We start from the raw sequence: 12,812 nt of genomic DNA, 5'->3' as shown, positions 1-12,812 counted from the left end.
GCACTGTGGCCGCAGAGACCCAACCAAAAAAGGGCAACAAGACCCAGCACGTCTATGACTACGTGATGGAGCGGATCGTCGACGGCACCTTTGCCGCCGGAGAATCGCTGAACATTGGCATCCTGGCGGAGGAGACCGGCGTCAGCCTGATCCCCACGCGCGAGGCGCTCAGACGCCTGGAATCTGAGGGCCTCATCGAGTTCCTCTTCCACCGCGGCGTGCGTGTGCGCGATCTCGGCATCGACGAATACCGCGAGATCATGCAGGTGGAGGCCGTACTCGAGGGGCTCGCCGTCGGAATGTCGGTGAGCAGGCTCACCACCGAAGATCTCGATCGGGCCCGCGCCGTGAACGCCCGCATGAACGACGCGTATCGCGCTGGCGATTTCCACGGCTACAACGAGGGCAGCCTCGAGTTCCACAGCATCCTACGCGCGCCCTGCCCGAATCACCATCTGCGCGATCAGCTTGACCGTGGTCGTTCGCGCGTCGCTGCGGTGCGCGCCTCCGTGGTGGGGTACCGCGGCACGGTGACCCAGCGTTTGAGCGACGAACACGAGCACCTGCTCGACCGCATCTCAGCGGGTGCGTCGGCCACAGAGGTCGAGTCGCTGATGCGCGCACACCGCGAGGGAACCATCGCGCACGATTCGCTGAACCTCCTTCGCGGCGCGGCCGACTCGGCCGAGGCCCAGGGCGATTCCGCAGATCCACCGACGAGCAGCGCACGCGCATGACACGGGTCGCCCTGGTACAGATCGCGAGCCCCGACGGCGAGTCGCAGGCAGCGCGTGTCGATCGAGTCGAGGCGCTCCTGCGCGAGCACGGCGACTCTGGGGTTGAGCTGTTCGTCTTGCCCGAGCTCTGGAGTGCGGGCTACTTCGCCTTCACACACTACGACGAACTGGCCGAAAAGCTTGACGGGGCGACCGTCTCCATGATCCGGCGAGTTGCCAAAGACCTGGGGGCCTGGATCCACCTGGGCAGCTTCGTGGAGCGCGGCGAGACCGGCGCTCTGCACAACACCGCGGTACTCATCGACTCGAGCGGAGAGATCGCGCACGCATACCGCAAGATTCACGTGTTTGGCTACCAGTCGCTGGAGGCCGAGCTGCTGACCCCCGGCGACGCGCTCGCGGTCTCGCCAAGCCCGCTCGGGCCGCTCGCGAGCACCACCTGCTACGACCTGCGCTTTCCTGGCCTCTGGCTCGAACTCGGGGCTCGGGGCGCCGAGGCCGTCGCGGTGCCCGCGGCGTGGCCTGCGGCCCGGCGCGAGCACTGGCGGCTGCTCACCCAGGCCCGCGCGATCGAGCATCAGGTGTGGATCATCGCCGTGAATGCCTGTGGCACGCAGGGTGAGGTCGAGCTCGGCGGGTGCAGCCGCGTGGTCGACCCGTGGGGAACCGTGGTCGCCGAGTGCTCGCCCACCGACGAAGAGGTGTTGATGGTGGATCTCGACCCCGGCCTCGTGGACCGTGTGCGGGCCGAGTTCCCGGTGCTGGGCGATCGCCTCGCCCCGGGCGCGTACCCCGCACTGAGGTAGCGGATCCCGCAGTGCCGAGGATTCGAATGCGCTGCGCAGCGTCGGTTTTGGCCATCCCCCTCTGTCGCGATAGAGTGGTCGATGCGCTCAGGCGCAATCGGGATGTGGCGCAGCTTGGTAGCGCACGTCGTTCGGGACGACGGGGTCGCAGGTTCAAATCCTGTCATCCCGACCAAAAAACTCCCGGAAGCCTTGCGGTTTCCGGGAGTTTTTCGCGTTCAGGGCCAGCGCTTCCACGAGCCGCAGCACCCTCCGCGGCCTCCGCTCCGCACAACCCTTCGCGCTACCTCTCCGCACTCCCACTTCGCACCGCTCCCCTCCAAGGTAGGGCGTTAGTGGCTGCTTGCGCGCGAGGAAGCGGCCACTAGCGCCCACCTACATGGGCGGCGACATCTCGGTGCGGTGTCGGCTGCAAATCAGAACCCTGCCGAGCCACTCGCCCGTGAGAAGCGCCTCAAGCTACTCGCCCGCGAGAAACGCCTCAAGCTCTTCGCGCGCGATGTGGTCGGGCTTCTGCACGGGCGGCGACTTCATGAAGTAGGCCGAGGCCGCCTCAACGGGGCCCGCGTGGCCACGATCCTTCGCGACCTTCGCGCAGCGGATCGCGTCGATCATCGTGCCGGCCGAATTGGGTGAATCCCACACCTCAAGCTTGTATTCCAGGCTCATCGGCACGTCACCGAAGCCGCGCCCCTCGAGACGCACGAAGGCGAACTTGCGATCCTCCAGCCACGGCACGTGGTCGCTCGGACCCACGTGCACGTCTTCGGGTGCCAGATTGGCCGAGATGTTCGAGGTCACGGCCTGCGTCTTCGAGATCTTCTTCGAGGCGAGACGACTGCGCTCCAACATGTTCTTGAAGTCCATGTTGCCGCCCACGTTGAGCTGGTACGTGTGGTCAAGCGCGATGCCGCGGCTCTCCATCAGGTGCGCGAGCACACGGTGCGTGATGGTCGCACCGACCTGACTCTTGATGTCGTCGCCGATGATGGGCACCCCGGCTGCCACGAACTTCTCTGCCCACACGGGGTCGCTCGCGATGAATACCGGGATCGCGTTCACGAACGCCACGCCCGCGTCGAGCGCGGCCTGCGCGTAGAACTTCGCCGCTTCCTCGCTGCCGACCGGCAGGTAGCAGGCGAGCACATCAGCCCCGGAGTCACGGAGTACCTGTGCCACGTCGACGGGCTGCGCGGGCGATTCCTCGACGACATCGCGGTAGTACTCACCAAGACCGTCAAGGGTGGGGCCTCGGAGCACCTCGAGCCCGAGGTGCGGCACATCGGAAAATTTAATGGTGTTGTTGTGGCCCGTCCAGATCGCCTCGCTAAGATCGGTGCCGACCTTGGCCGCGTCGACCTCGAAAGCCGCGACAAACTCGAGGTCGGAGACGTGATGCCCGCCGAGCCGCACATGCATCAAACCCGGAATCTGTGCATCGTCGGCTGCGCCCCGATAATACTCAACTCCCTGCACGAGAGAACTCACACAGTTGCCGACACCCGCGACAGCCACCTTTACAGTCATCGAATCCAGTCTCCTCACAGCCCGAACCGGGCACTCGGCACACAACGCACCAAGGATCGAGTCTACCCGGTACCCCCGTTCGAAAATTTGACGCTGGGCTCAGCTACGCTGCTGGGGTGAACAGGGTGCATGAAATAACCGAATTCGCGATCCGCATCGCTCGCGAGGCCGGGCAGATCGCGATGGCAGGGTTTCGCGACCCCGACCTCGACGTTTCGGCAAAGCAGAGCATTCACGACGTGGTCACGCAGCTTGACCGCACCTGTGAGGAACACATCAGCGGCGAAATCCTCGCGGCGTATCCCGATTCCTCCATCGTCGGCGAGGAGGGCGGCAGTACCGAGGGCACCGGCAGCCTGACCTGGTTTATCGACCCGATCGATGGCACCTCCAATTTCGCTCGCGGCGTCGCCATGTGGGCCGTGAGCATCGGCATCGCACGAGACGGCGAGGTCGTCGCTGGGGTGGTATTCGACCCCGTCGCTGACCACCTGTTCTGGGCTGATGATCGCGGGGCGTTTCTGGCGGATGGGCGGGGCAACTCCCGGCACATCCACAGCCGTGGCGCGTCCGAGCCCGCGCAGGCGACCGTCGCGATGAATTTCCCATTGCCCCGCGATCTGACGCACTTGCCCGACCTCGCCCTTGAGCAGTTCGCGCGAGTGACCCGCGAGTTTGCCCAGGTACGCATGCTCGGCAGCACGTGCATCACCCTGTGCTGGATCGCCGCCGGGTGGATCGATGCCACCGTCTCATTCGAGACGAGCCCGTGGGATGTGGCCGCGGCCGGGTTCATCGTGCGCCAGGCCGGTGGCACGTATCTCGGGTTTCGCGACGGCACGGCTCAGCCGTCTCGCGGCGACCACCTCCAGCCGCACTATTACGCAGCAGTTCCCGGCGCGAATTACCCGACGCTGCTCGAAATCATGCGAACGCAGAGTTCTCGACCGCTCTGAGCCAGGGATCCTGGCCAGCACGGCCCACAGCTTTTCTGTACGGTTGAGGGTGGCCCGATCCACTGAGAGAAACGCGAGCATGACCTCACTCCCCCGCCTCATTGCCTTCGATCTCGACGACACCCTCGCCCCGTCGAAATCGCCCGCCGACCCGAGTATGCTGGCCGTGTTTGCGCGCCTGCTTGAGCACACCACCGTCGCTGTCATCTCGGGCGGCAACTTCGAGCAGTTCGAAGCGCAGTTGGTCTCGCGACTCGAAGATCTCGAGGGCATCGATGAGACGGCACTCGAGAGGCTTCACCTCCTGCCCACCTGCGGCACGCGCTACGAACGCCGCGAGGGTGGATCTTGGCGCACCATGTATCAAGAGAACCTCAGCGCCGCAGAGAGTGCCTCCGCGCTTGCCGCGCTGCGCGAGGAGGCCGAGCGGCTGGGCGTTTGGGAGGAGAACACCTGGGGCGAGATCCTCGAGGATCGCGGCTCCCAGGTCACCTTCTCCGCGCTTGGCCAGCGCGCGCCCGTCGACGTGAAGCAGGCGTGGGATCCCGACGGCACTAAGAAGAACGCGTTGCGCGCGGCGGTCGCCGCCCGGCTGCCGGAGCTCGAGGTGCGCAGCGGCGGATCCACCTCGGTCGACATCACTCGCCGGGGTATCGATAAGGCCTACGGCATGAAGAAGCTGGCCGAACTCACGGGTATCTCGCTCGACGACATGCTCTTCGTCGGCGACCGGCTCGACCCCGATGGCAACGACTACCCGGTGAAGGCGCTCGGTGTCGCCTGCCACGCGGTCACCGGGTGGGAAGACACCGTCGACTTCCTCGAGCGCCTCCTCGCTGACTGACCCCTCACACCGCGCATTACCCAGCGCTCCCTGAAGCTCGGAGATAAGCACAAACGCTGACGGAATCCGCGCTGCGCCTCCGAACTTGCGCATTTCTCAGAGGCACCAGATAGCTCGGAGAGTAGGAATGCGTGAGTCAGAGGTGGATCAGCACCCCCGACGGGGTGGTTCCAGCCCGAGGGCTCGATCCACCCCGTGCGGGCAAAAGCTAGGCGTTCGCGCCCACGGTCAGGCCCAGCACCTCGGCGGTCTCGGCAAGTGTTGCAGCCGCGACCGCAGGGTCGTGGTTCACGCCGACACCGTACGCGGGTACGAGCTCGGTAAACTCGGCCTTCCAGCGGCTCTCAAACTGCTCAGGGAAGCACTTCTCTAGCACCCCGAGCATCGCGTGCACCGCGGTCGACGCGCCCGGCGACGCCCCGAGCAGACCAGCGATCGAGCCCTCTGCGCCGGTGATGACCTCGGTGCCGAACTGCAGCACGCCGCCCTTCTTGGGATCCTTCTTCATCACCTGCACGCGCTGGCCAGCGCTGATCATGTACCAGTCTTCGCTCTTCGCCGACGGCATGTACTCGCGCAGCGCGTCCATCTGCTTCTCACGGCTCGCGAACACCTCGCCCAGGAGGTACTTCTCGAGCGCAAACTCGCTGAGGCCAACCTTGAGCATCGGGCCGAGGTTGTGGGTGCGGATCGAGCCCGGCAGATCCCACCACGAACCCTTCTTCAGGAAGTTCGGGCTGAACCCAGCGTATGGCCCGAACAACAGGCTCGTCTTCCCGTCGACCACGCGGGTATCGAGGTGCGGCACCGACATGGGGGGCGCACCCACCGCGGCCTTGCCGTAGACCTTCGCCTGGTGATCGCGCACGACCTCGGGGTTGTCGCAACGCAAGAACTTACCGCTGATGGGGAAGCCGCCGAAGCCGCGAATCTCGGGAATGCCTGACGACTGCAGCAGCGACAGCGCTCCGCCACCGGCACCGACGAACACGAAGCGTGCGTTCAGCGTCGAGTTGCCGTATCCGGCGCGGTTGCGAATATCGACATCCCAGGTGCCGTCGGCGAGGCGACGCAACTTGGTCGCCTCCTGGCCGAGCCCCAGCTTCGCCCCGTTCTCGGTGAGGTGGTCGAAGAGCTGACGGGTCACCTCGCCGAAGTCGACGTCGGTGCCGCTAGTGGATCGCGTCGCCGCGAACACCTGATCTTTCGAGCGCCGCTCGATGAGCAGCGGGGTCCACTCGGCAATCTGAGCCGCATCTTCGCTGTACTCCATGTCGGAGAACAGCGGCTCCGGCTTCAAGAGCTCGTAACGGCGACGCAGGTAGTCAACGTTCTTTTCGCCGTGCACAAACGTCATGTGCGGGGTCGGGTTAATGAAGCCGGACGGCTCTCCGAGAATCCCCTGCTTCACGAGCGATGACCACCACTGGCGAGAGAGCTGGAATTGCTCGTTGATCTCGATCGCCTTGCCTGTGGTGAGGCTGCCATCGGGGCCTTCCGGCATGTAGTTCAGCTCGCACAGAGCCGCATGGCCGGTGCCAGCGTTATTCCAAGCGTTGCTGCTCTCAGTTGCGACCTCGAGCCGGGACTCGACAATCTCGATCGACCAGTCAGGCTCGACCTGTTTGATCAGGGTGCCGAGAGTGGCGCTCATCACGCCACCGCCAATGAGGACCACGTCTACAGTGTTTTTGCTCACAATCTCTGAGTTTACCCCGCCTTCCCGAGCGCAAGCTCACGCGCCCGGCGCAGACTCGATGCCTCCGCGTCGATCAGCCGGGAATACCCGAGTCGCCGTGCCTCGCTCGCTCGCTGGGGCCCGCCGACGACCGGTCGGATCTCGCCTGCCAAACTGAGCTCACCGATGGCAGCCAGGTCGTGCGGGAGCGGCTGATCCGCATCTGCGGATAGCACTGCGAGCGCGATCGCGAGATCGGCGGCCGGCTCGTGCAGGCGCACCCCGCCTACGGTCGACACGTAGACGTCTTTGGCGTGCAGCTTCACGCCCACTCGTCGCTCCAGCACCGCAAGGATCATCGCCACACGCGATGAGTCGACCCCGCTTGTCACCCGGCGCGGGTTGGGGGTGGGGCTCGGCACGACGAGGGCCTGCACCTCGACCGGCAGCGCGCGGCGCCCTTCCATCGCGACCGTCGCACACGTGCCACTCACCGGTTCAGACCCGTGGCTGAGGAACAGGCCCGAGGGGTCGGGCACCTCGGAGATGCCCGCGCTTGTCATCTCGAAGCATCCGACCTCGTCGGTGGGTCCATACCGATTTTTGAGGGTGCGCAGGAAGCGCAGCGCGGTGCGGCGGTCGCCCTCGAAGTGGCACACCACGTCGACCAGGTGTTCGAGCAGCCTCGGCCCGGCCACTGAGCCGTCTTTGGTGACGTGGCCGACAAGAATCACCGGAATTCCCTGGTCTTTTGCCACACGGATCAGCGCCGCCGCGACCTCCCGCACCTGGGAGGGCCCGCCCGCGCTGCCATCGATGAGATCGCTCGCGAGGGTCTGCACGGAGTCGACGATGACGAGACTCGGGCGCACGGCCTCGATGTGGCCGAGGACGGTGCCCAGGTCGTTCTCGCTCGCAAGGTAGAGCGTGTCGTGCAGTGCGCCCGTGCGCTCGGCGCGCATGCGAATCTGGCCCGTCGATTCCTCACCGCTCGCGTACAGCACGCGCCCGCCGAGCGACGCGATGCGCGCGGCGACGTCGAGGAGAAGCGTCGATTTGCCTACCCCCGGCTCACCGGAGAAGAGGATCGCGGCACCGGGCACGATCCCGCCGCCGAGCACCCGATCGAGCTCTCCGATGCCCGTGGATCGGTGTGCCACCGCGTCACCCCGCAGCTCGGTGATGGGTCGCGCCTCGCGGCCCGTGCCGGGGGCGGTCGCGCGCACCGTCTTCCCGAGGGTGGCCCCGGGCCTGCCGCTCTCGGCGACCGTGCCCCACTGCTGGCACTCACCGCAGCGGCCGACCCACTTCGGTGCCTGCCAGCCACACTCGGTGCACGCATATGCGCTGCTCGTTTTCGCCATGCTGCGACCCTACAGCGGGGCACCGACAGCCCGCCCGAAGGCGACGCGATCCACAGGGATCGGCATGACGGCACTATAGCGCTACGTCGCTCTGCCGCTACTTGCGAAAGAGGTTGCGCAGCACCTGGTTCACCACGGTGCGCACACCGGAGGTCACGACCGAACCGATCTGCCCACTCACCTTCTTCGCGGCCGCAGCGCGCTCGCGCTCCTTTCGCTCCGCTTCTCGCTGCTCCAACTTCTCCGCGGCGATCGCCTCACGTTCGAGCCGCTTCGCTTCCGCCGCGGCGGCCTTCTCTGCCTCCGCAGCAGCCCGGGCGGCCTCCTTTTCCGCCGCCACGGCCTCCGCCTCAGCGATCTTGGCGGCCTCCGTCTCGGCTGCCCGCTGCTCGAGCATTTCTGCGGCAGAGTGCTCGTCGACCGCTGCGCCGTACTTCGCCTGCAGCGGCGAGACCAATACGGCCGCCTGCATCATCACCGGAGCAACCGGATCCATGGACCCCTGCGGCGCGCGCATGCGCGTCCACGCCACGGGAGTCGGGGCGCCCTTCTCGTTCATCACCGTGACAATCGCTTCGCCGGTCGCGAGGCTCTGCAACACCTCTCCCAGGTCGTACCCCGACTTTGGGTAGGTCGAGACCGTCGCCTTGAGCGCCTTCGCGTCGTCGGGGGTGTGGGCCCGCAGCGCGTGCTGCACGCGCGATCCGAGCTGTGCCAGCACGTCGCCCGGCACGTCCTTCGGGGTTTGTGTCACGAAGAAAATCCCCACTCCCTTCGAGCGGATCAGCCTGACCGTCTGGGTGATCTTCTGCAGGAAGGCCTTCGATGCGTCGGCAAACAGCAGGTGTGCCTCGTCAAAGAAGAACACGAGCTTCGGCTTGTCTTGGTCGCCGACCTCGGGGAGCGCCTCGAATAACTCGGAGAGCAAGTACATGAGAAAAGTGGAAAAGAGCGCTGGCCGATCCTGCACCCCAGGCACCTCGAGCAGGCTCACGATACCGGTGCCGTCTGGTGCGAAGCGGATCACGTCCGCGGGTTCGAACGCGGGCTCGCCGAAGAACACGTCTGCGCCCTGCTGCGCGAAGCCAATCACCGCGCGCTGAATCACGCCGGTGGTCTGCCGCGACAGCCCGCCGATCTGCTGAATCTCGGTTCTTCCGTCCTCGCTAGTGAGAAAGCCGAGGAGCGACTGCAAGTCTGCGATGTCGATGAGCGGGAGACCCTTGCTCTCGGCATAGTAGAAGATGAGGCCGAGGCTCGACTCCTGCGTCTCGTTGAGACCGAGCACCTTCGCGAGCATGACCGGACCGAATCGGGCGATCGTGGTGCGGATCGGCACACCAACCCCCATGCCGCCGAGGGTGAAGAACTCGGTCTGCGTCGCCCGCGGCCGCCAGTCTTGGCCGATGCCCTGCGTGCGGGCGAGGAGTTTCTCGCTCTCGGTGCCGGGGGTGGCGATGCCAGACAGGTCGCCCTTGATGTCGGCGGCGAACACCGGCACACCCAGCGCGGCGATCTGCTCGGCAAGTACCTGCAGCGTCTTCGTCTTGCCCGTGCCGGTCGCGCCGGCGATGAGCCCGTGACGATTGAGCATGCCGAGCGGGATCGTGATCTGCACGTCGGGCCGCGGATCGCCGTTTACCAGGGCACCCAGCGTGAGCATGGTGGCTCCGCCGGTTTCACCGGCCGAATACCCCTCGCGCACCTGGCCCACCTGCTCCTCGGTCAACGGACCGGTGTCTGGTTCTGCCGCTTCTGTGCCCAGTGTGGTCATTGCACACTCCCTAAAATTTCTGTGCATGGCTCTGCGTCGCAATACTCGAACCCGGGCCAGCGAACTCGATTGGTGACCCGCGACTTCAGTCTAGGTTGACCAACACCGGGAGTTGCAGGCAACACCGAAGCGCTCCAAACGCTTAGGATAAATGCGAAGGCTCGCTCGCCCGCTTCACGCGTGAGTGCGTCGATCGACCAGAAGGTCGGCGTATTCACAATTGGGGAATGAATATGCAGGGTGAAACTGATGACAATAGCCGGGTGGCTGGCAAACCACTGACGCACAAATCTCAACGCGCCCTGATCGACAGTATCCCCGGAGTGTACTTCGTCTATAATTCCGAGTCCAAGCTCGTGGAGTGGAACCAGGGGTACCTCGACGCGGTCGGCATTCGGGAGGACGAATGCTACGGACGCGGAGTGGTTACCGATATCGCTCTCGAAGATCACGAGCGCGCACTCGCAGCCAATCTTGAGTTGGCGACCGTCGGACACACCATGGTTCGTGCTCACATGGTGCATTCCCAGACAGGCAAGCGCACCCCCTTCTTTTTCTCTTCCCGAACGATTCCCGAAGGCGACGGGTTCCGCATCGTTGGGCTGGGCGTCGATATCACCCAAACTGTGGCAGTCGAGAACGAACTGCGGGAAGAGCGCGCCTTCTTCCAAACGCTGCTGGAAAGTTCGGTTGATGGATACGTCGTTCTCGACCGCGACGGTAAGGTCATCGCCCATAACCGACATCTTCTCGCTTCTGAGATTTTCGTCGAAAGTCCCCTCGGCATGCGCATCACTCCGCAGAACCTACAGGAATTCTCGGAGATAGCCGAAGACCCCCAGGCACTTCACACTGACCTCCAGACGGCCCTCGATGAACCGCATCTTCGCCATGGATTTCGGTTCCGGACTGCCACAGGAAGATTCTTAGAATGCTCTGTCGCACCGGTATTGGATGAAACCGACGAACGAATCGGCCAGATCTATTCATTTCGGGACATCACTGAAATCCAGTTGGCGGAAGAACGTTATCGGCACCTGGCAACCCACGACGAGGTCACGGGAATTCTGAACCGCACCGCGCTCTTTGCCTCTCTCGAGAATCTCATCACCATCGGAGAGCCCTTCGGGCTGATCGCGCTTGACGTCGACAGATTCCAGCGCTTTAACCACACCTACGGCCATCTCTTCGGAGACTCCGTACTCCGGCTCATCGGCGAGCACCTCAGTCAGGGCAGCCGCCACGAATACATAGTCGGGCGCCACGGTGGTGACGAATTCCTGCTGATCGTTCAGGGAGTCTCGACGAAGGAGCAACTCGCTGAGGTCGCCGAAGGAGTGATCCGCCGTTTCAGCACTGTGACGACCCTGGGAGAACGCGAGCTAGACCTGCGCCTGCACATGGGCATTTGTATCTTCCCGCAGGATGGCAGATCCGTAGCAGAACTGATCACGCATAGCGACTATGCGATGACCATGCACAAGGCGCCCGGCCGCAACACCTACACTTTTTACACCGAGACCATGGGAACGGAACTCAGCCACCGCGTCGCTCTGGAGCAGCAGATGCGACACGCGATCACGTCATCGGCCTTTCACCTCGCCTACCAGCCGAAAGTCAACATCGTGAGCGGAGAGATCACCGGCATCGAAGCGCTCCTTCGCTGGCATGATCCAGACCTCGGGTGGATCAGCCCGGAAGATTTCATTCCCCTTGCAGAAGAGACCCGACTGATCATTCCACTCGGTACCTGGGTGCTCGCGACCGTCTGCAGCCAGGCGAAAAAATGGCTGGACCAGGGCATCTGCCGCGTACCAGTTGCAGTGAATGTCTCGATGATTCAGTTCTTCGAAACCGACTTCTTAGACACGGTCGAGCGGATCCTCCAAGACACCGGCCTTGACGGAAAATTTCTCGAGGTTGAACTCACGGAGACGATTCTTGCGCAGGATCCTCAGCTCCTTAGCTCCATTGTGGGACGGCTGCATGACCTTGGCATTGCCGTGTCCATCGATGACTTCGGAACTGGGTACTCGAGCCTCAGCTACCTGAAGGATTTTCAGGTCGACAAACTGAAGATTGATCAGGCTTTTATCCAGCGCATCCATCATTCAGACGAGGATGACGCGATTGTACAAACGGCGATTTCAATCGCGCGCTCGCTGGATCTTGTCACCGTCGCGGAAGGCGTCGAGACCATCGAACAGCTCAACTTCCTGCGTGCGAGTGGGTGTCTTCGCGCCCAAGGCTACCTCTTCAGCCGACCAGTATCGGCACAAGAAATTGAGAGGATCTTCACCGACGAGCGCCGCGGAATACTCACCCCGCAGCCGCTCTCCGACGAAACGCGTCACCCACGCATCACGTGACATCCCGCCGATTCAGCACGAGCACCGTGAGCGCAACGCACACGGCTCCGACACCCCAGAGCAGCGGCAACCCGGGTTGCACGAGGCCCTCCTGCAGCGGAAGCGGATCGTAGGCCCAGTGAAAGGGCGAGAGGTTGCCGAGCCACTCAAGGTCGTTGGACTGCCTGGCCACCGCCTGAAACGCGAACCCCAGGACCGCGAGGCTCGCTCCCACCCCGGTGGCGACTGAGCGGCGGCCGCTCAACGCGCCGGCCAGAAGCGCACCCGCACCGCTCAGGAAGGCGAGCCCACCGAGCGCCACGAGAGCCGCGGCCACATTCTGTGGTTCGAGATCAAGCTCAGCCGGGCCATTGAGCGCGAGTATCACCGTGCCCGCCACCGCGAGGAGCACCGAGATTCGAATCAGCAGGGTCAGCGCTCCCTCGAGTACCACTCGGGTGCGGCTCACGCTGTGCGCGAGTTCGAGTTCGAGATCGCCGCCTTCCCAGGCACCAGCGAGCAGCGCAGACCCCCAGGAGGTCGCGGCAATCACCATCAAGGCGAATCCGATAAGCCCGAAGAATGTGCTTTGCGTGTAACCAGCACCCGTTGTGATTTGGTCGTACCCGAGCGCGGCGATGAGCTCCGGAGGCAGGGTGTCGATGATCGCTTGCAGCTCGCTCGCCCCACCGAGGCTGGGAAACAGTGGGAGATAGAGGAAGAGCGTTCCAGCGATCCCCGCGCTCCACACGATGAGGCCGCGTGCGGAGCTACGCAC

General features: G+C 64.3%; 10 protein-coding genes and 1 tRNA gene. 6 read left to right on the top strand and 5 right to left on the bottom strand.

Going from position 1 to position 12,812, the window contains the following annotated elements; genetic code table 11:
• The first annotated feature begins 5 nt into the window (after positions 1–5).
• The 3 genes from ACTNFK_RS02870 to ACTNFK_RS02860 all read left to right on the top strand — a co-directional run bounded on the left by ACTNFK_RS02870 (position 6) and on the right by ACTNFK_RS02860 (position 1,718).
• A complete protein-coding gene (locus ACTNFK_RS02870; RefSeq protein WP_435936139.1) occupies positions 6–737 on the top strand; it encodes a GntR family transcriptional regulator in 732 nt (243 codons plus the stop codon).
• Positions 734–1,543 (top strand): nitrilase-related carbon-nitrogen hydrolase, encoded by an 810-nt coding sequence (locus ACTNFK_RS02865; protein WP_435936138.1) that lies wholly within the window; start codon positions 734–736, stop codon positions 1,541–1,543. Before ACTNFK_RS02870 ends, ACTNFK_RS02865 begins: the two co-directional genes overlap by 4 nt.
• Before the next feature lie 98 nt (positions 1,544–1,641).
• Positions 1,642–1,718 (top strand) — tRNA-Pro (locus ACTNFK_RS02860).
• Between the two features lie 284 nt (positions 1,719–2,002).
• Here ACTNFK_RS02860 and ACTNFK_RS02855 read toward each other — a convergent pair.
• A complete protein-coding gene (locus tag ACTNFK_RS02855) occupies positions 2,003–3,070 on the bottom strand; it encodes an inositol-3-phosphate synthase (RefSeq protein ID WP_435936137.1) in 1,068 nt (355 codons plus the stop codon).
• 125 nt (positions 3,071–3,195) lie between these two features.
• Between ACTNFK_RS02855 and ACTNFK_RS02850 the strand changes: the two genes are divergently transcribed.
• Positions 3,196–4,026: an inositol monophosphatase family protein gene (locus ACTNFK_RS02850; RefSeq protein ID WP_435936136.1), complete on the top strand. Its 831-nt coding sequence runs from the start codon at positions 3,196–3,198 to the stop codon at positions 4,024–4,026.
• 79 nt (positions 4,027–4,105) lie between these two features.
• The gene (locus tag ACTNFK_RS02845) at positions 4,106–4,870 is read left to right on the top strand and encodes an HAD-IIB family hydrolase (RefSeq protein ID WP_435936135.1); all 765 of its coding nucleotides are present in this window, start codon (positions 4,106–4,108) and stop codon (positions 4,868–4,870) included.
• 208 nt (positions 4,871–5,078) lie between these two features.
• On the opposite strand, the gene mqo is transcribed toward ACTNFK_RS02845, so the two are convergent.
• From mqo to ACTNFK_RS02830, 3 genes are all read right to left on the bottom strand, one after another.
• Positions 5,079–6,524, bottom strand: a complete 1,446-nt coding sequence (gene mqo, locus ACTNFK_RS02840; RefSeq protein ID WP_445117224.1) for a malate dehydrogenase (quinone) — start codon at positions 6,522–6,524, stop codon at positions 5,079–5,081.
• A gap of 56 nt (positions 6,525–6,580) precedes the next feature.
• Positions 6,581–7,912: a DNA repair protein RadA gene (gene radA / locus ACTNFK_RS02835; protein ID WP_435936134.1), complete on the bottom strand. Its 1,332-nt coding sequence runs from the start codon at positions 7,910–7,912 to the stop codon at positions 6,581–6,583.
• A gap of 97 nt (positions 7,913–8,009) precedes the next feature.
• Complete coding sequence (locus ACTNFK_RS02830; RefSeq protein WP_435936133.1) at positions 8,010–9,686, bottom strand: helicase HerA-like domain-containing protein; 1,677 nt, start codon at positions 9,684–9,686, stop codon at positions 8,010–8,012.
• 227 nt (positions 9,687–9,913) lie between these two features.
• Here ACTNFK_RS02830 and ACTNFK_RS02825 point away from each other — a divergent pair, with 227 nt between their 5' ends.
• Positions 9,914–12,055, top strand: coding sequence for a sensor domain-containing protein (locus tag ACTNFK_RS02825; protein ID WP_435936132.1), 2,142 nt, complete (start codon positions 9,914–9,916; stop codon positions 12,053–12,055).
• Here ACTNFK_RS02825 and ACTNFK_RS02820 read toward each other — a convergent pair.
• Positions 12,048–12,812, bottom strand: a complete 765-nt coding sequence (locus ACTNFK_RS02820) for an ABC-2 transporter permease (RefSeq protein WP_435936131.1) — start codon at positions 12,810–12,812, stop codon at positions 12,048–12,050. The two genes, ACTNFK_RS02825 and ACTNFK_RS02820, sit on opposite strands and share 8 nt — an antisense overlap.

The organism is Leucobacter fengyongliangi (assembly GCF_052386045.1).
Note: the sequence above shows the minus strand (reverse complement) of the source record. Positions and strands in the feature narration are given on the sequence as shown.